Genomic DNA, 23,469 nt, shown 5'->3' with positions numbered 1-23,469 from the left:
CAGCTATACAATAATTATTCTTAGGGCTTTTGTCAAGTATTTTTATAATTTCAAAGAGAAATAATATTTTCCAATATATGGAATTAAATACTACTTGACAGAATATAATTTAAAGAGTAAAGTTGCAGCATCAGATGAATTTAACGTAAGAGTTATAGAGATTTCTATTTATATGGACGGGAGTGTTATTAAAAATGTCAATGAATTGGCCGGAAAAGGTGATATTCTGCGAAGTCGGGCCGCGCGACGGCCTTCAGAACGAAAAAACGCTGCTCTCCGTAGAGCAGAAGGTGGCGCTCATCGAGGGCGCGGCAGATGCTGGCGTGCCGATCATCGAAGTCGGTTCCTTCGTTCACCCGAAGGCGGTGCCTCAGATGGCCGACACCGACGAAGTGGCGAAGAAGATCCGCCGTCTGCCGGGTGTCGAGTACCGCTGCCTCGTGGCCAATAAAAAGGGCGTGGAGCGCGCGCTCGCCTCCGGCATCACAAAAGTGAAGCTCACCCTCTCCGCCAGCGAGTCGCACGCGCGGGCAAACATGAAAAAATCTATCGCGGAGCTGCTCGAGGGCTTCAAAGAGTGCACGGCCTTCGCGCACGAAAACGGCGCGGCGGTCTCAGGCGCGATATCGACCGCCTTCGGCTGTCCCTTCGAGGGAAAGATCCCCGTCACAAAGCTCGTGGAGATAACGGAAAAATTCATGGAGCTCGGCATAACGGAGCTTTCGATGTCCGACACCACCGGCATGGCCAACCCGCGTCAGGTGTATGACACCGCCTCTTTCATGCGCGAAAAATTCCCCGAGGTGCGCTGGTTCCTCCACTTCCACAATACGCGCGGCATGGCGCTCGCCAATATGGTGGCGGGTCTTAACGCTGGCATCATCCGTTATGACGCCTCGCTCGCGGGACTCGGAGGCTGCCCCTTCGCCCCCGGAGCCTCCGGCAACGTCGCCTCCGAAGATATGCTCCACATGCTCGGTGAGATGGGTATCGAGACCGGCATCGACCTCGACAGGATGATCGCGCTCGCCCGGCAGCTTCAGCAGTGGGTCGGCCACTGCACGGACAGCTCGGTGCTGCGCGCGGGCAAGAACTCCGATCTCATAAGCCGCACCGAGGCAAAAAAGCAGTAAACGACATTCACCGGGAAAGACTCTCCCTCTTTCTTGATTTTGGATTTACAGAACCTCTCCTCTGTGGGGGCCGCGCCTTCTGGCGCGGCCCTTTACTTTATCACGGGAATTAGCCGAGAAACGCCGCCATCTTTCGTCCGCCGCACATTCACAAATTTCCCGCCGTGTTTACAAAAAGCGCGGCAAATGGGTTATCATTATAAAATAACATCAAGATATTTGACCTTCGGGAGGAATTAAAATGGCGGAACCCTTTTCATTTAAATACCAACTAAGCACCATGGCGAAAGAGAGACTTGACCCGTCGGAGATAGGCGTCATGATAAAGCTCAGCATCGAGCATAAAGCCATTTCGCTCACGGCCGGCGAACCGTCGGCGGACATATATCCCGTCGAAGAGCTGAAAAGGGCCTTCAACACGATTTTTGAAGACCCCTCGCTGCTCGCCTACGCGAAGGAGGATTTCGGCCTCACGGAGCTACGGGAGTGGATAACGGAGCGTATGCGGGCCGACGGCATGATCCCCGACTGGGTGACGAGCAGGAATATCCTGCTGACCAACGGCGCGGGCGAGGCGATAGAGCTCGTCGCGGAGACGCTCATTGACCCTGGCTGCACCGTACTCGTCGAGGCTCCTACCTTCACCGAAACGCTGCTCACCTTCCGCAAACAGGGCGCTAACTGCGTCGGCGTGCCCGCCGACGACGACGGCATCATCCCCGAAGCGTTTGAAAAGCTCCTGCGGTCGCGCAGCGTCCGCTTCCTTTATACGATACCGAACTTTCAGAATCCGAGCGGACGCACCTCGCCGCTGGCGCGCCGCAAAGAGATACTGGCCATCGCCGCCAAATACGACATCCCGATATTTGAGGACGACCCATACCACTATCTGAGCTACGACGAAGAGGCTCCCGCGACATACCTCAGCCTTGCCGGCGACGACCGCCGCGTGCTGCACAGCAACAGCTTTTCCAAGCTCGTCGCTCCCGGGATGCGCTGCGGCTGGCTGGTGGTGCCCGACGCGATAATCCCGCACCTCAACGCCTTCCGCATCAGCGCCGGCCTTACGCGCCCCGCGATACTCCAGCTCGGCCTTTACAATTACCTGAGTTCGGTCGATTTCAGCGAGCGCGTCGGCTTCCTGCGCGACACCTACAGGGTGCGCCGCGACGGTATGGTGAAGGCGATAGAGAAGCACCTCAAACCGCTCGGAATAAAGACGAACTATCCGAAGGGCGGCTTCTTCCTCTGGGGAGAGGCGAAGGGGATCGGGGACATGACCGCCTTCGCGCGCTTTGCCGTGGAAAAGAAGAAGGTCGGCATCATCCCGGGAAGCGCCTTCTACACCGTCGACGAAGCAAAGAACGGCCGCGACGCCTTCCGCATCTCCTTCGCGAAGGTAGACCCGCAGACGGCGGAAGAGGGCATAAAGAGGCTCGCGGAGGCCTTCAAGGAGTACCGCTAGACCAAGGTACCTGAAACGCAGATTTAAGTGAAAAGCCCTGTCCAAACGGACAGGGTTTTTATGCCGCGGCTCAGGCCGGGCGGTGGTTTTGTGCTACACCGCGCCGGGTATTATCTGTTTTTCATTTTTTCCAGTAATCTCAGCACCGTGGGGCTTTTGCCGAGGCCGCCGAAGGTACAGCGCAGCTCCAGCGGCAGTTTGAGACCGACGTCATACATCGCGGCGATAGTTTCGTCAAGCGGTATCACCTTATCATAGCCGGCGAGCGCCATGTTCGCCGAGGCGACGGCGTTCGAGCCGCCCATGACGTTCTTGCCGAGACATGGGACCTCCACGCGGTTCGCCACCGGGTCACAGGCGAGGCCGGTAATATTCTGCAGCGCCATTGAGGCGGCGTCGATGCACCGCTCCGCGCTGCCTCCCATGAGCTGCACGAGCCCCGCCGCCGCCATGCCGGAGCCCGCGCCACACTCCACCTGACAGCCCCCCACCTCGGCGGCGAATGTCGCGCCCTCCGCGATGAAGATGCCGACGAGTCCCGCCGCCAGCATCGCGCGCGTGATCTCCTCTCTTGACTTGCCCAGCGCGAAGCCCGCGCCGAGCAGCGTCCCCGGCAGGCAGCCGCAGGAACCGGCGGTCGGCGCCGCGACGACGACGCCCATCGCGCTTTTCGTCTCCATGATCGCCGTGACCGACTTTATGACGTTGTTGAGGATGTCGCAGGGAATCAGCGCGCCCTCTTTGCACGCCGCTTCGATCAAATAGGCCTGGGGGCCGAGTATCCGGTCGGCGTACTCCGTACCGGCAAGCCCCTCTTTAAGGGCTCCCTCCATGATCGAGACCAGTCCGCGCATCTTTTCCAGCACATCTTCTTTCGCGGTGCCGCTGCGCGCGGCTTCGTACTCCGCCGCCAGCTCCCACATCGCAAGCCCCCGGCCCTCGTTATAGGCGAGCATCTCCCCTGCGGTCGAGAATGGTACGGCGCAGTCCGCGCGCGAAAGCGTCGGCAGCATCGGCGCTATCAAAACAAAATCCAGCGCTCCGTGTTCGGCGGCGGCGACGCGCAGCACCTCCGGCTCCAGGGCCTTTGAATATTTCAGAGAGAGCAGCGACCCGCCGCCGCTTTCCAGAACCTGCGCGAAATCCGGAGCGGAACCCGCAACGGCCCGCGAGGACTTCATCGCCGCCGCGCCGCCGTGGGGAAGCTTCACCAGCACCTCGTAAAAGTCGCCGCAAAGCGAGATATCAAAACCGTCATAACGCCGCATCTCTATCATGCCGCCGCCGACGGATATCCCCTCCCACCGGTGATGTTCGCCGCCGCGGCCCCATACCTCTATGCGGTAGTTGTTGGGGTGTTCCGCGCCATAGTCGAGAATCCTGAATTCGATCTCCACCCCGGCAGCCTCCGCGAGCCGCGCGTAACGATCCACATCCGGCTCTGTTATCTCCTTGCCAAGCATGCCGCAGACAAAGCCCATATCCGTGCCGTGCCCGTCGTGCGAGGCGGCGAGCGAGCCGTTCACATCAAAGTCGACGACGGCGCGCATCGGCGCGCCGCCGACGGACTGCCGCACAACGGCGGCGATCCGCGCCGCGCCAGCGACATGAGAACTCGAAGGACCGCGCATTACGGGCCCGATGACGTCGTTAAAGATACTTGCCGGCATTCTGTCCATCAAAATATCAACTCCTATTGATTTTTATTTTTTCGTTGCTATCGGTCCTCTTCTATGGCAAATCCGCTTTGCAGGCGCGTTAAGAACGTCTCCGCCGCGCGTGAGAATACCTGATATTTTTTCCAGGCGATGACAAGCCCAGCCGTAACCCTAGGTTCAAGCGGGCGAAAGCATAACCCGCCGCGCCCAAAGACGTTGATAAGGCCGTCGATACAGAGGGCGGCGCCCATTCCCTCCTCCACCATCAGTGAGACATTATAGACAAGGTTATAGGAGGCGACGATGTTCAGCTTCCGAAAATCGTGGCCGAGCCAGCCCGACATATCATTATTGAGCAGCACCTGTCTCGGGCAGAGGATTGGAACTCCCTCAAGGTCGCGGGGAGCGATGCTCTCGCGGGCAGCGAGCGGATCGTCTTTCCGCATCAGCATGCCCCATAAATCGTCTTTCGGCAGCTTAAAATGATCGTATTTATCCAGATTGGCCATTCCGATGAAGAGGGCGAAATCAAGCAGCCCCTTATCCAGCCGCTCCGCGATATCCCCCTCGTTGCCGCTGAAGAGGTGAAAATTGACGTCGGGGTAGTCGTCGCGCATCTGCTTCGCGGTCCTGACCATAAAGCGCATCCCCTCCGTCTCGCCGCAGCCGATGAAGATATCTCCGCTTATCACCTCGTCCGAGGCGGTTATCTCGCCCTCCGTCTTCTCCAGCAGGGAGACGATCTCCTCCGCCCTCTTCCTCAGCAGCATCCCCTCGTCGGTCAGCGTGACCCTGCGGTTGCCGCGGATCAGCAGCTGCTTGCCAAGATTTGTCTCGAGCTCCTTGATCTGGCGCGAGAGCGTCGGCTGCGTCATGTGCAGAGACTCCGCCGCTTTCGTAATGTTACCCTCGCGGGCAATCGCGAGAAAATATTGCAGTACTCTAAGGTCCATCACCACACCTGCCCCTCTTCCCGTAATGGATATATTTTACTATGCTTTATACGCATGGCAATAGATTTATTATAAGCATTTGATATATCCACAGGCCACCCATATAATTTGGGGCAAGGAGGTGAGGGGGTGAGAGAAAGAGAAAAAGAGGCCGTCAGAGAGAATCTGAGAGACGCGGGCTGCCCTTCGGAGGCGATCGAAAAATTTATACGGCTGGGCGAAGAGGAAAAGACCGCGGAACAGGCGGCGCTCCTCGCGGAACACCGGACCGCGCTGCTTCGCGGTCTGCACGAGAACCAGAGGAAGATCGACTGTCTTGATTTTCTGGCCTTTAAAATGACAAAGGCCGCCAAAGCACGGTAAAAAATCCAAAAGCAATATAAAACAAAAAACAATAAAGGCTGAAAGCCAAAATCTGAAAGGAGAAAAAGTTATGAAAATGATCGGATTGGCAATGATAATTACGGCGGCGCTCGCAATGACGGCCATGGCCGGGACGGCCCACGCGGCGGATATGTCGGACGGCGCGGACAACTTCTACAAGAGCGGCGGGGTGACGATGGAGAAGGTCGTCTTTAAGAACCTCTACAAGATGGACGTCGCGGGCAACCTCTTCACCCCCAAGAATATGAGCCGGGGCGCGAAGTATTCCGCGATCGTCGTCGGCCACCCGATGGGAGCGGTCAAAGAACAGAGCGCGAACCTCTACGCCCAGAAGATGGCGGAGCGCGGTTTCGTCACGCTGGCGATAGACCTCTCCTTCTGGGGCGAGAGCGCGGGACAGCCGCGCAACGCCGTCCTGCCCGACGTCTACGCCGATGATTTCAGCGCCGCGGTGGACTTCCTCAGCACAAGGCCCTTCGTCGACGCAAAGAGGATCGGCGCCATCGGCATCTGCGGCAGCGGCAGCTTCGCCATCAGCGCCGCTAAAATCGACCCGCGCATAAGAGCCGTATCGACCGTCAGCATGTATAACATGGGAGCGGCGAACCGCAGCGGCCTAAACCATTCACAGACAGTCGAACAAAGAAAGAAAATCCTCGAAGAGGCGGCGCGGCAGCGTCTGCTGGAATTCACCGGCGGCGAGATGAAGTATACCAGCGGCACGGTGCATGAGATCACCGAAAAGTCCAACCCCATCGAGCGTGAGTTCTATGACTTCTACCGCACGGAGAGAGGCGAATTCACCCCCGCCGGCTCCTCGAAGGAGCTCACGACGCACCCGACTTTCACCAGCAACGTCAAGTTCATGAACTTCTATCCCTTCGAGGATATCGAAACGATCTCGCCGCGCCCGATGCTCTTCATCACGGGATCGGAGGCCCACTCGCGGGAGTTCAGCGAGGACGCCTACCGGCGCGCCGCGGAGCCGAAGGAGCTCTACATCGTCCCGAAGGCCGGACACGTGGACCTCTACGACCGCGTGAAGCTGATCCCCTTCGATAAGCTTGAATCCTTCTTTAAGCAGTCCCTGAAATAAGAGACCGCTGTTTTTCAAAGAACGAAAGCCCCGGCGCCGCAGATATTACGCGGTACCGGGACAATTTTTATTTCGTACCCAAGCGGCGGCGTTAGAGTACCGTGCCTATCCCGGCTTTAAGCGCCTTCTCATAGACCTTATGCGCGATGACGATATCGAGCGTCGCGAAGCCCACCGTCTTCATCAGCGTGATCTCTTTTTTATCGCTACGGCCCGCGACGCGTCCCAGCAGCAGATCGCCGAGCTCGCCCGCAATCATCTCCTCCGAGAAGCGTCCCTCCGCCATCGGGATGAGGAACTCTCCCGCCTCGCTCATCACCGCCTCGCGGTTATCGATGAAAATTTTATCGGCGCGCCTCACAATATACTCGTCAAGCTCGCGTTTATGCGGCAGGAAGGTGCCGACGGCGTTTATGTGCGCCCCCGGCTTCGCACAGCGTCCGTCAAAGACGGGCTGCGGACTGGTGGTCACCGTGGTGATAATATCGGCGTCCGAGACGGCCTCCAGCGGGCTTCCTGCGGCGATGAGCCGCGTGCCGAACTTCGATGCGCACTCCTCCATGCGGCTGATAAAGTCCGCGACCCTATCGGCCGTCATGTCAAAGACGCGCACCTCCTTCAGCGGCCTTGCCGTCAGCACCGCCTCAAGCTGCGAGGCGGCCTGTCCGCCGGTTCCGAAGAGCGCGCCGCACTCGGCCTCCTCATTAGACAAAAGCTCCGTGGCCAATCCGGAGACGGCGCCGGTGCGCATGCGCGTCAGCTCGGTACCGTCAAGCATCGCGTTGACGACGCCCGTCTCGGGATCGGCCAGCAGCACAGTCGCCGAAACGGCGGGCATCCCCCTCTTATAATTTTCCGTGTATGTCGAGACAATCTTGATCCCCACCCGCGGATACTTTTTTATCAGCGCGGGCATAAAAGAGGTTATGCCGTCCTTGACGACGTCAAAATTCGTCCGCACGGGAACCTCCGCCAGCCCCTCCGCCTGGATCATAAAGGCCTCGCGGTCCGACTCAATGGCCTCCCTCATCGAGAAGATCTCTCTTATATCTTTGCCGTTCAAATATAACATGTGATTCGACCTCTCTATTCTACTTATCAGATATCTGCTAATAACTATACTCCGTCAACCAACAATTTTTGTCAAGCGCTACCTTCATTGGCACGGATAATTTATAATAAAGGCAGTCTCACTACTGATTAATGTCGCGCGCAGTTGACTGAGTATATTTTATCCAGAGGTGATCGGTGATGGAACTAAGAAGGGAAAACACGCTCTCTCAACTCGTTTTAGACAGCATACAAAACTCGATCAGAGACGGAGAGTTTAAACCGGGAGAATTGCTCCCCTCGGAGCGGGAGATGTCGGAACGGTACGGCGTAGGAAAATCGAGCATCCGCGAGGCGATCAAGATGCTCCAGGTGTTGGGGGTAGTTGAATCGGCTCAGGGCAAAGGCACCTATTTGAAAGAATCCATCGGGCCGCAGATACTGCGTCCGCTGCTCCTCGATATGATGCTCCAGCGTTCGAGCGCCGAAGAGCTCTATGAATTCCGCCTGATGTTTGAGCAGGCCTATATGTCGCTTGCCGCCGCGAAGGCGACGGAGGAGAAAAAGGCTGCGGCGCGGCGCGCGCTAGACGAATACCGCGAACTCCAGCTCTCGCACAAGTCGGAGGCGGGAGAGGCTGACCGTACCTTTCACAGCATCATGCTCGAGGCGACCGGCAACCAGTTTATCATTAAGATGGGCAGACTGATAATGGATCTCTGCCGGCCCTACATCAGCAAGAGCAGCGAGGTGCTCGACAGCACGGTTATGGAAAACCACGAAAAGCTGCTTAATATATTCTGCACCGGCAATACCGAAGGGCTCGTGGAGGCCGTGGAAAAATCGCTGATCGTCTTCCGCCATACGCTGGACACCGACATGGGGAATCCCAACTGACGTAAAATTGCCGCCCGCTCCGGCCTTCTGAACGCAGCGGCACCATTTTTATTTTTCCATGCCGTGCTAAAAACCGGAAGCCGCTATCTCCGGAACTACCGGAGGGCCGCCGTCAAAAATATCTTCTCACCGGCTCCGCAGCACTTCGAGATTGTGCTTGTATTCCGGCACCGCCTCCCAGACGGCGCTTCCCAGCTCGCAGGGGAAGTCGGGGCAGAAGCCGCAGTGGGGGATATGGCTCGCGAGGGCGCATTCGCGTATGGCGCACTCGGCGCAGCTGACGCTCTTTTCGCCCGGCTCAAGGCAGCCTGTACAGCGCAGGCGCGAGGGCAGGATAAAGGACCCCTGTCCGGCACTCTCCTGCGCGGCGGCGATCTTCGCAAGCGCCGCGTTATCCCGTCTGGCGGTGGCCCGGCGCGCCTCGCAGGCGTCGCAGTCCACGCCGCAGCAGCCAATGTTCGCCATCTATTCGATCTCCGCCGAGGGCGAAGCGGCGTTGACGATGCCGCTCGCGCGCACCAGACAGCCGATGGCCTCAAGCTCTCTCGCCAAGGCGGCTATCCCCTCACCAACGGTGCGCCATTCGGTCTCAAAAGCACAGTCCACAAGGAAGAGCGCCTCCTCCGTGGTATCGTCAACGCAGGCGTCGCGCGTGTCACGATAGTTCCAGAGCCAGCAGCAGACCTTTTCGCCGTCGGCGTAGACTATCTGCGGCGGCGCGCATTCGACGACGCTGTCGCCCGCGCCGAGAGGGTAGAATTTTTCGCCCTCACGGACATAGCGCAGCACCATATCGCCGCGCAGCTTCGTCATGTCATGCGCCCCCATAGGCAGCAGGTTCAGCGCGGATACGCAGTCATAGCAGTCGACAACGTCAGATACGCTCCACATGTCGCCCTTAAATATACGGCGCAGCAGCGCCTCCAGCGAACAGCGGTATTTGCTAGGTTTGACTCCCATCTTCGAATATGTCTCACGCCAGCGGCGCACGTCTGGATGGAGCGTCAGCGTATCTGCGGAGATCCCGATATCGTTGAGGTTCGCCGCGAGTCCCCCCTTCATCTCCGCCACATGGGGCGACCCTGATCCGTTCGTTATCCGCGCGCGAAGCCAGCCGATCTTCGCGTCAGGAAAGTCCTCGATGATTTTTTTATCGATGGAAAGTTTCATTTTTTTCTCCTCCAAGTCTCCTGCATACGGCCGCCGCGAGCCAGCCCACGGCCCATCCCGCGGCGGTGCCGGCGGCGAAGAGCGGCAGCATATAGAGCGCCACCCTCGCGTCTTTTACGATATATGATACCACGGCGACCTGCCCCGCGTTAAAGGCCCAGGCCCCCGCGACGCTGATCCACGGCAGGGAGAAATCCGCGCGGAATTTTTTGTATATGAACGCCATCACCGCGACGGCTGGAAGCGCGCCGCCCAGGCTGCAGAGGAACGAAAATACATTTCCCGTAACGAGCCAGGCAAGCGCCACGCGCAGCAGCGTTACGGCAAAGGCCTCTTTCGTTCCAAGCAGGATGAGCGCCGTCAGCGCGAATACGTTCGCCGCGCCAAGCTTTATGCCGGGCAGCGGCATCGGCAGCACCCCCTCCGCGACGTTCACGACAAGCGCGCAGGCCGTGAACAGCCCCGTCAGCACGATTCGGCGCGTATCAACCGCCATCACCAGCTCACTCCGTCCACCCGCCGGTCCGCGTCCTTGATCCTCACCACGAGGCGGTGCGGCAGGCAGACCGCCCCGGCGCCCGCGCGCCCTATCCAGCCCTGGCGCACACAGGCACCGTCAGGGCAGTCGGCGGATACGACGGCGATACGTCCCCGCTCGGCGCGGATGATGTTGAAGCCGCGCGCCGTCCCCGCGGAATCAACTCGGATCTCCCGCGGCGGCCCCGTCAGCGGCAGCGTCTCAATTACCCTGCCGTCAAGCACGATCTCCGCCTCAAGCGGGGCTTTTTCATTATACTGGCGCTGCTGCTGGAGGAGCGCGCCGGCGATCAGCATCGCGGCCCCCGCCATCGTAACGGCGGCCATCCAGCGGTCGCCGCGTCTCATGATGATTCTCTCCCAATCGTATCTACGGTGAAATTTTTATCGGTCAGCCGGAATATCTTCCGCGCCTCAGGGGTGACAAGCACTTTATCCTCCGAGGCAAGCACGAAAACCGCCGCCAGACCGCCGTTTTTTTCAAGAAATTTTTCCGCCTTCGCGCGCCCCATGACGAAGAGCGCCGTGCAGAGCGCGTCGGCCAGCGCCGAATCGCGGTCGATTATTGAGACGGAATCAAAGTCGGATTTTGCGGGATACCCCGTCGCGGGGTCAAATATATGATGGTAGCGCACCCCGTCCTGTTCAAAAAAACGCTCGTAGGGGCCGGAGGTGACGACGGAGCGGTCGGAGACCTCCACCACGCCGAAGTATTCGCCGCGCGGCTTATGCGGATGCTGAAGCCCCAGCCGCCAGGGGCGTCCCTCCGGTGAATCGCCGACGAGGTCCAGGTTGCCCCCAAGGTCTATCACAGCCCGCTTCACACCGTCGGCGGCAAGCCTCTCCTTCAGGATGTCGGCGACATAACCCTTCGCGATCGCTCCGAGGTCGAGCCACAGACCGGGGGGCGTCTTGATATAACACTCCCCGCCGCTCTCCCTCACCGCCACCTCTTTATAACCTCCGGCGCGAAGCGCCGCTCTTATCTCAGCCGCCTCCGGCACGCGCGCGCCGGGAGTGCCGATCCCCCAGAGGCGCACTATGCGGCCGACGGCAGGGTCAAAGGCGCCGTCCGTCAGAGCCGCTATCGCAAGCGACCGCTTTACAAGCGCTGCCGTCTCGGGAGCGACCTTCACCCATTCGCCGCCCGCGCCGTTGAGACGCGAAATATCCGAGGAGGCGATATTTGCCGAAAGCAGCCCCTCAAGGCGGACGATCTCCCCGTCCGCCGCGGCGAGCTCGATTTCGAGTAATTTCTTATCTTCGCCAAGAAGCCGCAGCTTTACATATGTGCCGAGGCGGAAATTTTCCCCTGTAACATCGTGAGGCTTCCCCACGGGCCATCCGCCGGCGAATACGCAGAACGCTCCAACTGCCAGCAGCAGCACCGCCGCGATAATACCGCTCTTTTTCATGGCTCAGCCCCTCTCCTTCATGATCTGCTGCGCAAACGTTATTAAATTATATTACAACAAAGGGCCGCGGGGCGGTTCCTCTTACGGAACCGCCCCGCGGCTTTGGAGAATCTATATTGAACGTATGGGAAGAAGATTTGTTGACATTCCATCTTCCATCCGTTACGGGCTGTGAAAACACCTGAAAGGTCCCGCCTCTTCGCCGTATCTTACCGGCATCGGCGCCGGGCGCGAAGACCGCCCTCGAGGGCATTATTCCGGTAAACACGTTCCCCCCGTCTTTATGTTACAGATGATAACAGCATCCCCGCGCCCGCGCGTGGTGGAAATACGAGATATTAAAAGAGGTAATTTATACGAATAAAAAAGTCTATAAAGTCTATATGGAAATAACACGGTAATCAAAAGACACCCAGCCGCGCGTACGAAAGCCTTAGCCGCAGACAAAATTGACAAACACGCCGGGCGCGTTTTCAGCGAATATAAAAGAGCGGGAGGCCTCCCCCCGCTCTTCTTACGTTCTTTATTCGCCTGTCTATGACTTACCTGGAGACGCCGTCGTCGGTGTTGCCGATAAATTTCATCTTCGCCTCAAGTATCCTATGGTTCTGCACCTCGAGCACCTTTATCTCCCAGGGGCCGTAGCCGATAACCTGGCCCTTTGAGGGGAAGTTGCCCGTTATCTCAAGGATCATGCCAGCGAGCGTGTCCACATCCTCAAAAATCGTATCGAAGGGGTAACCGAGCGCCTCCGCGAGATCTTCAAGGTTTACCTGTCCCTGCACGACATAGGTGTTCTCACCGGCGTTCATTATCTCCGGCGTCTCCTTGTCATATTCGTCCTGTATGTCGCCGACGATCTCTTCTATGAGATCCTCGAGCGTGACCAGACCCGCCGTGCCGCCGTACTCGTCGACGACGATCGCGAGATGCTTGCGAGACTTCTTCATGATATCAAGCGTCTCGTCCGTCTTCATCGTCTCTGGGACATATAGCGGCTTGCGCATCAGCTTCTCTATTGAGATCTGTTTGTCTCCGTGCGAGAGCGGGCCAAGCAGGTCTTTAGCATAGAGAATGCCGACAATGTCGTCGATATCCTCTTTATATACGGGAATACGCGAATGTCCGCTTTCAAGGAATATCTTGACCGCATCCTCGACGCTGTCCTTTTCGTCGATCGCGTACATATCCGTGCGGGGCGCCATCACCTCGGAGACTCTCGTATCCTCAAAGGCGATGACTCCGTGTATCATCTTGCGTTCGTCCTCTTCCAGAGCGCCAGCCGCGCTGCCCTCGCTCACGATATGGTCTATCTCTTCGCGCGAGATCAGCGCGCTGTATGAGACGAGATCCATGCCGATAAGCTTGCCCAGCAGCTTCAAAATGACCTGTAAAAAGGCCAGTACAGGCGTCAGGACAAAATTAAAGGCGCGCAGAAAGGGAAGGCAAAATAAAAGGACTGCCTCCTTTTTGGCTATCGCGACGTTTTTAGGAAGTATTTCGCAGAAAATCACTATCAGCACGGTCATAATAACAACTGCGACCGCGGGACCGGCGATGCCAAAGAGCGAGATGGCCACCGTTGTGGCCACGGCAGAGGCTCCGATGTTTACGAGGTTGTTTCCGATGAGAGTTACGTTGATTGCTTTTGCTACGTTGTCTGCAAGCCAGAGAAAACCCTTTTTGCGGTGCGGGTAGTCGTCGGCCAATGCCAACAATTTTCCTTTGCCTGCTGCCGTAATCGAGGTTTCGGTCATAGAAAAATATATTGAGAAACCCATCAGTACGACGAGCAGGATAATACTGCCTGCTATGTCAGAACTCAACAAATATCATCCTCCTGATATTACAGCGCCACCATGCAGGGCGATATGGTTTAGCATATCACATTATACTTAAGTTGGCACTAATTCCGCCAACAATTTAGCGCAAACGTATCGAAAAATCAGTGGCATGGCCGACCCTCCGCACAGCCCGCTGTGAAAATTCCCCGCGCCGCGCTCACTCCGCGCATCGAAACCATCGGCCGCTCCATACCGGAGGTCCATTGAATATTTTGTCTTTTTGCGTTTGTGTGAAGGCCGGAATCAGCCGTTGCCGAGATATACCCTAGCCTCGCCCGTCTGGTATTTTTCGGTAAAAACCTCGCTGGGTACTGGCTTTGAAAAATAGAATCCCTGCGCATAGTCGCAGCCGATCTCCTGCAGGAAACTTACATGCTCCTCCCGCTCGACGCCTTCGCAGATGATCTCCAATCCCATCGTGTGCGCAAGGTCTACGGCGCAGGTGACTATCCCGCGCATATTTTCATGTTCATCCATCTCTTTTAAAAACTCCCTGTCCAGCTTGATTATCTGAATGGGAAGCTTGCCGATCATATTGAGGTTTGAATAGCCTGCCCCGAAATCATCCATTGAAATGCGGAATCCCTCGTCTTCAAGATGTTCCAGCATCAGCAACACCGGATATGGCAGCTCGTTGAAGGCGCTCTCGGTGACCTCGATCTCCATACGGCCGCTAGGCACGCCGAATTGGTTGATAATTTCCAGCAGCGTACTGTGGAATGTCTGCTGGCAAAGGGTTACGCGTGAGAAATTGACCGAAATAGAGAAGGATTCATTTCCCCGGTCCATCTGGCCGCGCAGATAAACGCAGGCCTTTTTCAGCATGTAGAAGTCAAGGTCGGCTATCGAGCCGTTTCTTTCAAAGAGGGGAATATAAGAATCCGGCGGTATTATCCCCACTTCGGGAATATCCCACCGTACCAGCGCCTCGGCGCCCACCACCTCCATCGTCGCCAGGTCGACCTTCGGCTGCAGATACATCTTGAACTCTTCCTCTTCGAGCGCATACTGCATCCGCTTTTTATATTCGTTTTCCATATGTATCTTCTTCAGCAGCCGTTCGTCGTACCAGACGATGGCCTCTCCCTCGATGGATTTGGCGATCTTGTGCGCCGTATTAGCCTTATCCATGATGGTGTTGATAAGTTCGTTGTTCCTCTCTATACTGTAGGCTCCGTAGTTGAATATGGCGCCGAACAATTCAAGGAAGGTATGCCGCCTTACCACATCTCTCAATATCATTTTAAGTCCGTCGACGTCTATATCTCCCTGCTCGAAGAGGATGACGAACTCATCGGCGTCGATTCGCGCGCATATCCGGCCGCTCTTCCGCGCCGATATCGCCGCGGCGACGCTGTGCAGCAATTCATCGCCCTTATCATATCCGTAAGAATCGTTGATTGACTTGAAATTTTTTATATCGAATTCTACGATCGTATATTTATCTTCTAAATTATGGCTCAGAAGTTTCCCCGCAGCCACCTCAAAGCCTGTTCGGCTCAGCAGACCTGTCAGGCTGTCCGTATAAATGCTCTCGTCTAAAGCCTTCTGATTTCGCCGGTTGATGATGAAAAAGACAGCTATTGACAGAAGCAGGCTGAAAATATAAAAGACAAGAAAATACCTTAGTTTATTATCTGAGCTCTCCTCCGCCGCCGACACCATGCGGTCGGCAATCTCAAAATGCCGCTGGCTTAGTTCGTACAGCCTTTTCTCGGAGCCGCCGCCGGAATTGAGGTCGTATATCTCTTTTTTCATATCTCCCCAGAGCAGCTTCAGTTCGGCAAGCAGCCGCTGGTATTTCTCGTTGGAATTTTTCATAAGCCGGTAGGGCCCTTTGCCGGTCTGAAGGTTATCGATGATACCATCCAGAGTCTCTACCAGTTTGTCGTCGGAATGGCCGTTAAGCTCTTCTTTTATGAGTTTCTGCGTCGCTCCGCGCACGATGCCGCTGTAGTTGATCACACGCGCGTCGCCGGCGTTCTGCCACATCAGAGCCAATAAGACAAAGATTGCGACCAGCCACATTCCGGTATACAGCTGAAAGTCACGTTTTCTTCTTTTCATCCAGGAAGCCTCGACTTTCCCCAATATTATATGTACGACAATTCAGCTCAGATATACCCGCAAAGGGCAAAAGCCGAGATTTCCAGCATGGAAAAGATGACGTCATATCTCTCAATCGGCCTAATACTTTCATAGAGACGATTTTCTGTGTTTTAACGTATCCCTTTTTATCTACACGCCGCTACTTTTCATCTCCGGCAACTATGACGAAAAAGACATCGTACCATTTCTATAATGTTTGTTATTCTAGCACTCGTCCAGATACAAAGCAACACAGCTATTTTCGTTTACAGCGAGAACACTGTATAATAAAATATTGGAGGGGATTTTTTTGCGCGGAGCCGTCATATTATCTCAGACTATATACCGGACTATCAAAGAAAAAATAGAATGCGGCCTCTATCCCGTCGGATCGCCTATCCCCTCCTGCGCGGAATTATGCAAAATGTACCGTATCTCCGAAAAGACGGCGCGGCGGGTTGTGGATATACTGGAAAAAGAGGGGTTCGTCGAGACCTCAAGAGGCAAACGGCCAAGGGTGATCTTCCAGCGCCGCGAAGCCGAGAAGAGCGGGACCGCGGCGGAGCGGCCCGACCGCGAAGTCATCCGCGACATTTCCCTCTCCGCGCGCGTTTTTTACTATCCGCTGCTGAGATATGGCTTATCTCTCTGCACCCAAGAGGATTTTGACGAACTCGAAACACGCCTCAGATGTATAAATGAAATGACTCCGGCATGCGAGCTGCCGGGACTGCTGAGACACTTTTGGCGTTTTTTCGTCTCCAAGATCGGCAACGCCATGGTCCTGCGCTGTATCGACAGCATAGGATACCTAGAGCTGGTACCTCTGCCGTACGACATTGAATTTGGACGATTCTACCGCGAATATCTGTTTGACATTTTAACGAAGATGCGCCGGGGCTCTTTCGATACGCAGGAGGAATTGGACATACAGAGAATATTCCTTTACAGCGAAGGGCTGCCGCCAATGAGATGCGCATCGACTCCCGCCTCACTCGGATGGCCGCACTCGATTTCCGCAAGTATACGAAAAGATGACGCAAAGATATCCTCCATTTACATGGACATCATCGGCCGGATAGTATCCGGCGAATATAAACAGGGCGATATACTTCCCAGCCATGCGGAGCTCTGCAAAGAATACGGCGTCTCGCACGACTCGACCTCCCGCGCCGTCAGGTATCTGCGCGAATTAAAGGTCATACGCTCCGAGAGGCGGAAATCCGTCGTCGCCATCTCCGCGGCGGAAATTCTACTGGCCTGGCGCAAACTGGATATTAAGATCATCTGCCGGAGCTTCAGATCTTTTATCGACGCGCTGGAGTCGGTATCACTGACCATCGAGGACGCCGCCGCACTCTCTGCCGGCGCGGCCACCGCCGAGGAGGCCGCCGCACTGCGCGGCGCCATCGGCGAAGGTCTGCGCGGAGGAGAGCTAACATCATTCTGCGCCGCGAAAGAGCTGCTGGAAATGATCGTCTCCCATATCCCCTACCGGACACTGCGGGAAATATATCTGGCTTTGAAAAAATGCACGCCATTTGACCGCGTCGTTCCAGGCCTGCTGCGTAATGGAAGAGAGGAAGCCGTGCGCGCCATTTACCAAAAGGCATATGACGCCGCCAACGCCCTCGCGTCGGGGGAAAATAAATACTTTGCGAGACTGTCGGCCGAGGTCTTCCAGATGGCAACCGGCGAAGTACTCGAATACTGTAAAGATATGGGATACCTCGAAGCGACCTTAAAGGTTTACGACGGCACGATCTTTCTGAAATAGGGTCCTCATATCATTCCCGCAAGTATTGATACATAGAGGCATAACCTCGGGCTGAAGCCGGGACAAACGCATGAAAATCAGCGCCCGCGCTGCCGGACGGCATTATTTTATCGCTTTCACCACCTGCGCATAAATTACCTTAGAGATACTAAGAGGAATTCCGCGGTTTCCCGCCTGTAAATGTCTGCTACGGGCCGCTCAGCGTTCGTCAAAAGTTTCGAGGCCTTTGACATGGGGTGAATTCCCTCCGCTGTGCGTGCGCAAAATCCAAGGAACAATTTTCCACTTTATTCTTGACAATTAACATTAATAAGACGATAATATATTCATCATAAATGATGAGTGTTGATTCATCAAAAATTTCCTGTCTTTTTATTTATGCCGGCATCAACTTAATAGCGAAGGGAAGTGTACCTGTCCATGTCACATCCGGTTCTGGTAAAGGATATCCTGAAGGCTCTCGATATCATAACTGGCGGACGCGTGGTCAAAAGCTACGCGGATATCACCGGCGGCAACCATTTCGTAACGATCAAAACCTCACATATTCCCGGAAAATCAGTGATGGAGCTGCCAGGCCTCATCTGGGGAGACCCTGAAAGGGTGGTCCGCCGCCTCGCGGTGATGATGACGATGACGGAGAACGCCATCGAACTCGCGGGCGCCACTGGGGTGGACGCTCTTGTCGTCCATCATCCGATCGCGGAGGGCTCGAACTCCGGCGGAGTCACGCTGAAAAATTATCTCGATCTCTACAACCTTGTGGCCTTTGAGCTGCACGAGGCCTTTCACGGGCTACACCCCGGCATCGCCTGGCTGCACGGCAGCATGGCGAAACAGGCCAATATCGCCTTCGGCGGCATCCCCGGCAAGATCGTCTGGTACGGCGAGGCGATGGCTGAGGTGCCGACGCTTGGAGCGATGATCGAGCGCATCGAAAAGATAATGGGCACGGCTATCGAGGAGAATATGCTCGCCGAGGAGAAAAAACACCGCTGCTGCGGGCACCTCTGCGAGACGACGGTCTCCGCGCGCGCGAAGATATTCGCCGGCAGCCCAGACTCTCCGCTCGGACGTACGATAACGATCTTCCCTCACACCGGCTTCGGCCCCGATGATCTTGAAAAGGCCTACGCGGAGTACCCCGCGGACACCGTGGTGGCAAACATCAGCCGCCCGCTGCCCGACAGCGAACTCATCGAAAAGGCCCGCAAGCTCGGCATGAATTTTGTCGCCGGCAGTTCGCACGCGATGGAGATATTCGAAAACGGCGTGCCGCTCGCCTTTGCCCTAAAATACCAGCTCCCCGAACTCGAAGTACTCATCTTCCGTGAGCGAATGGTAAGCATCCCCATAGAGATGGTGGGCACAGAGGAGCTCCGCGATTACGGTTCACGCATGGCACGCGATTATTTGCCGCGTCCGAAGGCATGATTTTACTTTACTCTAATAAATCATTAACTAAGAATAATTATTAAAGATACTTTTTTAAAAGACCCGTTGGTTTTCTCCACCCGCACCAGATATCGGTTATCTATTATCTATCTTACTTAAAAGGGAGATGCGGACAAGATGGCAGCAAACAATGAAAAGCAGCGAAAGGTTTCACGGATAGAGGCGGTAGGCCTGGTACTTGTTATTTTCTCAATGGCGATGCTGTTCCTCAACGCCGGAGCCGTCGGCGGGCTCTTTAACGCGATGTTCAACCGCGCTTTCAAGGTCGTCGTCCCCGTATATGTGACTGGCAGCATCGGCTGCGCGATCATCATCAGCGTTACAATGGGACGTATCCTTGAACGCCTCGGCTTCACGGACGCGCTGATGAGGATATTCGTCCCCCTCATGAAGTATGTCGGCGTCAACGCCTGCGTCGCCATTCCCGTCATCTATAATATCCTCGGCGACGTCAACGCCGCAGGGCGCATTTCAAGCCCTATATTCAAGAAGGCGGGCGCGACTAAGGACGAACAAAAGATCGGCATCGCCATGATGATGCAGGCCCCCTGCTCCTTCTTGATCCTCATCTTCGGCATTATCGCGATGACCGCCGTCAACGTCCGCGTATTTCTCATCCTCGTACTAAGCTACTTCCTACCCATACTCCTCGTGCCTTTCCTCCTGCGTTTGACTATCTGGCGCGACTGCAGGGCCGTATCCCTGCATGAGATACCGGTCTTCACGCCGGACATCGGCTTCCTGCCGACAATTTTCGGCGCGGCGAAGGAGGGCGCGGAGCTGCTCTTCACCCTCATTATCCCTGCCTGCGCGATAGTCTTCGCGGGCATCGGCGCGCTTGACTTCTTCGGCCTCTGGGCCCCCTTCGAGGGCGCGCTCGCGGCGATGCTCACCTGGATGAATATCGAACCGGAGAGCGGCGTAGTTTCACTGCTCGCGGGAGGTTCGCTCGCGATGGCCCAGATCAAGGATATAGCGATGAACTTCACGCCGCAGATGATCGTCGGCTCCTTCGTTCTGGCCTCCTCTGGTTTCCCGCTGCAGGTCATCTTCGGACAGGTCCCCGTCATCTGGACCGCCTCGACGGACCTTTCGCACCGCGACTGCATCGTCGCCGCCACTATCGGCGCGGCCATCCGCCTCGCGACGGCGGGGGTATTCGCGACCTTCCTCGGATTCCTCTATCTTAGGTAGTCCTTAGAACCACGTCAAATCACAGCGCGGCGGAGACGAAACCGGCTCCGCCGCGCCGCGGGCCGTAGTTGTCTCTATTGACAAAAGATGGGAGCGATGATAGCTTATACGCTACAATTGAAAAGTACCCGTGGGGGAGTAGTGGCGCGCAGGAGCGCGTGGCAAGTCAACATCCTGGCTGAGATCTAAAAGTCTGGCTTGTCTTAAATAACGAGACTCATGTATTGCTCTGAAAGCTTTACATTGAGTCTTTTATTATGGCTCAGGTAAGGCTCGCGCAGAGCCGATACCTGGGTCTTTTCGTTGTATAAGACGAAAGGATGTGGAACTCGAAATGCAGCAGCCAGAAAAGAGTCCGACAGAGAGGGAGCCCTTCCGGGAGAGCGCCGCCGAAACACTGAGCAGGCTCGGCGTCGATCCGCGCCGGGGACTGACCGGGGAAGAGGCGGCGGAGAGCCGCCGACGTTACGGAGAAAACAGCTTTACGAAAAAAAAGCCTGCTTCAGTGCTGCGGCGGCTTGCGGAGGCCGCCCGCGAGCCGATGATACTCATGCTGACCGCGGCGGCGCTGATCACGCTGGGCGTAAATATCGCGCGCGGCGTGAGCGGCGGCGAGACGGATTTTATCGAGTGCGCGGGGATCTTCGCGGCGATATCGCTCTCCATAATAATCACGGTGGCGATGGAGGGACGCAGCGCCAAGGCCTTTGAGGCGCTGAACCGAATCGCCGACGACACCAAGGTGCGCGTGATAAGGGAGGGCGGCGCGGAGCTCATCCCGCAGCGGGAGGTAGCCGTCGGCGACATCCTCAGCGTGGAGACCGGAAACAGGTTCCCCGCCGACGCGAGACTGATAGAAAGTTCCTCTCTAATGGCCGACGAATCGGCGCTCACGGGGGAGAGCATGCCGGTGCATAAAGAGGCGGCGGCCATCTTCGCCGACGCCGGAACGCCGCTTGCCGAGCGCGCCAACATGCTCTATTCCGGCTGTTTCGCGACGGGAGGCAGCGGCCTGGCCGTCGTCACCGCCATCGGGGACGCGACGGAATTTGGCAAGATCGCGGGCGAACTGTCGGACTCGGAGTCAACCTTTACGCCGCTGCAGGAAAAGCTGGCGAAGATGGGCGGGAGGATCGCGCTGCTCGCGTCCGGAGCCGCGGCGGCGGTCTTTCTGCTCCAGCTCACTTCCTTTATCTCCAGGGGCACCGCCTCGCTGGAGACGATCTCCGAGGCCTTTATCACGAGCATCGTGCTGATCGTCGCCGCCGTCCCCGAGGGACTGCCGACTATCGTCGCGGTCTCGCTCGCGATAAACATTATCAAGATGTCAAAGCACAACGCCCTCGTCAAGAAGATGGCGGCCTGTGAGACGATCGGCGCAATAAACGTCATCTGCTCCGATAAGACCGGGACGCTGACGGAAAACCGCATGACGGTGACGGATATCATCGCCGGAGAAACGCAGAGCAAACCACAGCCGCTCGGCGTCGGCCCGCTGCTCGATAATTTTTGTCTCAACAGCACCGCCGAGGTTCATTTTGAGGGGAAGAGAGCGGCCTTCATCGGCAACCCCACGGAATGCGCGCTGCTCGTCGCGGCGCACGGCGCGGGGTGCGACTACCGCGCCATCCGCGGGAGAAGCACCGTTCTTCATGCCTTCCCCTTCTCCTCGGAGACTAAGAACATGACCACCGTCGCTGTGAAAGATAGGCTCATAACGGCCTATACCAAGGGCGGGCCGGAAAAGATACTCTCAATGTGTTCCCTGTCAGACGGCGAGCGGAGGGAGGCCGAGGCGCGCATCACGGAGTTCCAGGAGCGGGCGCGCCGCGTGATCGCCTTCGCCCACCGCGAAATCCCGGATTCCGAAGATTATGATAAGGAAAGGGAGATGATAGAGAGCGGCATGACCTTCGACGGCTTCGCAGCGATCGCCGACCCTCTGCGCGCCGACGTCTTTGAGGCGGTCGAACACTGCCGCGGCGCCGGTATCGAAGTCAAGGTCCTTACGGGAGACAATATCACCACCGCCGCCGCGATCGCCGGCGAACTCGGACTGCTCGGCGACGGCCATTACGCGGTGGAGGCGCGGGAGCTTGAGTCCCTCTCCGACGGCGAGCTGGCGGAGCGGCTGCCCGCGATACGGGTCATCGCGCGCAGTACGCCGTCTATAAAGATGCGGGTAGTCAAGACGCTGAAGGCCCTTGGCAGCGTCGTCGCCGTCACCGGCGACGGCATCAACGACGCTCCCGCGATCAAAAGCGCCGACGTCGGCATCGCGATGGGCATCTCGGGGACGGAGGTCTCGAAGGAGGCGAGCGACATCGTGCTGCAGGACGACTCCTTCTCCACCATCGTCAAGGCTGTGCAGTGGGGACGCGGCATATACCGCAACTTCCAGCGTTTCATCCAGTTCCAGCTCACCGTCAACCTGTCGTCGGTGCTCGTCATCCTCCTGTCGGTCGCGGCAGGTTTCGAAGCGCCCTTCACCGCGATCCAGATACTGTGGATAAATATAATCATGGATGGGCCGCCCGCCCTCACCCTCGGCCTTGAGCCGGTGCGCGGCGACCTCATGAATCAGCCGCCCGTCAGGAGAGACGCCAGCATCGTGTCGAGGGAGATGCTCTGGAACATCGTCACGAACGGCCTGTACATCACGGCGGTATTCATGGTACAGCACTGGCTGAACTTCCTCGGCGGCACGAAAGAGCAGCAGCCTTCGATCCTCTTCACGCTCTTCGTCGTATTCCAGCTCTTCAACGCCTTCAACAGCTGCGCGCTGGGCAGCGCGAGCGTACTGCGCGGCTTCGGCGCCAACAGGCTGATGCTCGGCGTATTCGCGTTGACCTTCGCCCTGCAGGTGCTGATCACGCAGTACGCGGACGGCCTCTTCAAGACCACGCCGCTGCCCCTTGCCGTCTGGCTGAAGATCGTCGCCCTCGGCCTCTCCGTGATCCTGCTCTCTGAATCAGTGAAGCTGATAAGGCGCGGCCTTGGGAGTAAAGCGTAAATAAAGGGGCGGGGCAGAGCCTCCCCCTCCGCGCGTGACGCGAGCCGCCTTTTCTCATCAACGCCGCGGCCCGCGCCGCATCCGCCGCAGGTACGGAAGGCTGTCGTCCTCATGATATATGAGAAATATCTGCGGGAAAAAGCTATAAAAAGAGAGGCCCCTCCATGAAAGGAAGGGCCTCCCGTCAGCAGGCGCTCTATTTAAGGTCACATAAGGCAGATGGCCAAAACGGTCGAGACGAATAGCCCGCAGAGCACGGGGATGAAGTTCCGCCGCGCGAGCTCGATGGGGCTGACGCCGGCGATTCCCGCGGTGGCCGCGAGGCCGAAGGCCCAGGGGA

General features: G+C 57.0%; 19 protein-coding genes. 9 read left to right on the top strand and 10 right to left on the bottom strand.

Going from position 1 to position 23,469, the window contains the following annotated elements; all coding sequences use genetic code 11:
- Nucleotides 1–194 precede the first annotated feature (194 nt).
- Together LIO98_RS13210 and LIO98_RS13205 are read left to right on the top strand one after the other, a co-directional pair.
- Nucleotides 195–1,133, top strand: a complete 939-nt coding sequence (locus LIO98_RS13210) for a hydroxymethylglutaryl-CoA lyase (RefSeq protein WP_291958068.1) — start codon at nt 195–197, stop codon at nt 1,131–1,133.
- Nucleotides 1,134–1,374: 241 nt separating this feature from the next.
- Entirely contained in the window at nt 1,375–2,598 is a 1,224-nt protein-coding gene (locus LIO98_RS13205) for a PLP-dependent aminotransferase family protein (RefSeq protein ID WP_291958065.1), read from the top strand.
- Nucleotides 2,599–2,708: 110 nt separating this feature from the next.
- On the opposite strand, the gene LIO98_RS13200 is transcribed toward LIO98_RS13205, so the two are convergent.
- The gene (locus tag LIO98_RS13200; protein ID WP_291958075.1) at nt 2,709–4,277 is read right to left on the bottom strand and encodes an L-serine ammonia-lyase, iron-sulfur-dependent, subunit alpha; all 1,569 of its coding nucleotides are present in this window, start codon (nt 4,275–4,277) and stop codon (nt 2,709–2,711) included.
- Nucleotides 4,278–4,315: 38 nt separating this feature from the next.
- Nucleotides 4,316–5,209: a LysR family transcriptional regulator gene (locus LIO98_RS13195; RefSeq protein ID WP_291958072.1), complete on the bottom strand. Its 894-nt coding sequence runs from the start codon at nt 5,207–5,209 to the stop codon at nt 4,316–4,318.
- 129 nt (nt 5,210–5,338) lie between these two features.
- Here LIO98_RS13195 and LIO98_RS13190 point away from each other — a divergent pair, with 129 nt between their 5' ends.
- The gene (locus LIO98_RS13190; protein WP_291958062.1) at nt 5,339–5,572 is read left to right on the top strand and encodes a hypothetical protein; all 234 of its coding nucleotides are present in this window, start codon (nt 5,339–5,341) and stop codon (nt 5,570–5,572) included.
- 70 nt (nt 5,573–5,642) lie between these two features.
- A complete protein-coding gene (locus tag LIO98_RS13185; protein WP_291958059.1) occupies nt 5,643–6,689 on the top strand; it encodes an alpha/beta hydrolase in 1,047 nt (348 codons plus the stop codon).
- Between the two features lie 91 nt (nt 6,690–6,780).
- On the opposite strand, the gene LIO98_RS13180 is transcribed toward LIO98_RS13185, so the two are convergent.
- Complete coding sequence (locus LIO98_RS13180; RefSeq protein WP_291958057.1) at nt 6,781–7,761, bottom strand: ornithine cyclodeaminase family protein; 981 nt, start codon at nt 7,759–7,761, stop codon at nt 6,781–6,783.
- A 179-nt stretch (nt 7,762–7,940) separates the two neighbouring features.
- Between LIO98_RS13180 and LIO98_RS13175 the strand changes: the two genes are divergently transcribed.
- Nucleotides 7,941–8,636 (top strand): FadR/GntR family transcriptional regulator, encoded by a 696-nt coding sequence (locus tag LIO98_RS13175; protein WP_291958054.1) that lies wholly within the window; start codon nt 7,941–7,943, stop codon nt 8,634–8,636.
- 126 nt (nt 8,637–8,762) lie between these two features.
- Here the strand turns inward: LIO98_RS13175 and LIO98_RS13170 are convergent, their stop codons facing one another.
- From LIO98_RS13170 to LIO98_RS13140, 7 genes are all read right to left on the bottom strand, one after another.
- Nucleotides 8,763–9,101, bottom strand: coding sequence for a DUF3795 domain-containing protein (locus LIO98_RS13170; protein WP_168950470.1), 339 nt, complete (start codon nt 9,099–9,101; stop codon nt 8,763–8,765).
- Nucleotides 9,102–9,806 carry a phenylalanine--tRNA ligase beta subunit-related protein gene (locus LIO98_RS13165; RefSeq protein WP_291958047.1) on the bottom strand — a complete coding sequence of 235 codons (705 nt, stop codon included), beginning with the start codon at nt 9,804–9,806 and terminating at the stop codon, nt 9,102–9,104.
- Entirely contained in the window at nt 9,787–10,302 is a 516-nt protein-coding gene (locus LIO98_RS13160; RefSeq protein WP_291958045.1) for a Gx transporter family protein, read from the bottom strand. Before LIO98_RS13160 ends, LIO98_RS13165 begins: the two co-directional genes overlap by 20 nt.
- A complete protein-coding gene (locus LIO98_RS13155; RefSeq protein ID WP_291958042.1) occupies nt 10,302–10,691 on the bottom strand; it encodes a NusG domain II-containing protein in 390 nt (129 codons plus the stop codon). The genes LIO98_RS13160 and LIO98_RS13155 overlap by 1 nt, the downstream gene beginning before the upstream one ends.
- A complete protein-coding gene (locus LIO98_RS13150) occupies nt 10,688–11,758 on the bottom strand; it encodes an FAD:protein FMN transferase (RefSeq protein WP_291958039.1) in 1,071 nt (356 codons plus the stop codon). Before LIO98_RS13150 ends, LIO98_RS13155 begins: the two co-directional genes overlap by 4 nt.
- A 542-nt stretch (nt 11,759–12,300) precedes the next feature.
- Nucleotides 12,301–13,584: a hemolysin family protein gene (locus LIO98_RS13145; protein ID WP_291958036.1), complete on the bottom strand. Its 1,284-nt coding sequence runs from the start codon at nt 13,582–13,584 to the stop codon at nt 12,301–12,303.
- 261 nt (nt 13,585–13,845) lie between these two features.
- Nucleotides 13,846–15,669 (bottom strand): EAL domain-containing protein, encoded by a 1,824-nt coding sequence (locus tag LIO98_RS13140; protein ID WP_291958033.1) that lies wholly within the window; start codon nt 15,667–15,669, stop codon nt 13,846–13,848.
- Nucleotides 15,670–16,000: 331 nt separating this feature from the next.
- Between LIO98_RS13140 and LIO98_RS13135 the strand changes: the two genes are divergently transcribed.
- The 4 genes from LIO98_RS13135 (at nt 16,001) to LIO98_RS13120 (ending at nt 23,129) form a co-directional block, all read left to right on the top strand.
- Nucleotides 16,001–17,467 carry a GntR family transcriptional regulator gene (locus tag LIO98_RS13135; RefSeq protein WP_291958031.1) on the top strand — a complete coding sequence of 489 codons (1,467 nt, stop codon included), beginning with the start codon at nt 16,001–16,003 and terminating at the stop codon, nt 17,465–17,467.
- 420 nt (nt 17,468–17,887) lie between these two features.
- Nucleotides 17,888–18,901, top strand: coding sequence for a Nif3-like dinuclear metal center hexameric protein (locus LIO98_RS13130; protein WP_291958029.1), 1,014 nt, complete (start codon nt 17,888–17,890; stop codon nt 18,899–18,901).
- A gap of 138 nt (nt 18,902–19,039) precedes the next feature.
- Complete coding sequence (locus LIO98_RS13125; RefSeq protein ID WP_291958027.1) at nt 19,040–20,116, top strand: hypothetical protein; 1,077 nt, start codon at nt 19,040–19,042, stop codon at nt 20,114–20,116.
- A gap of 322 nt (nt 20,117–20,438) precedes the next feature.
- Nucleotides 20,439–23,129 carry a calcium-translocating P-type ATPase, PMCA-type gene (locus LIO98_RS13120; protein ID WP_291958024.1) on the top strand — a complete coding sequence of 897 codons (2,691 nt, stop codon included), beginning with the start codon at nt 20,439–20,441 and terminating at the stop codon, nt 23,127–23,129.
- The last annotated feature ends 340 nt before the right edge of the window (nt 23,130–23,469 follow it).

Source organism: Cloacibacillus sp. (assembly GCF_020860125.1).
In the GTDB taxonomy this organism is placed as follows: domain Bacteria; phylum Synergistota; class Synergistia; order Synergistales; family Synergistaceae; genus Cloacibacillus.
Note: the sequence above shows the minus strand (reverse complement) of the source record. Positions and strands in the feature narration are given on the sequence as shown.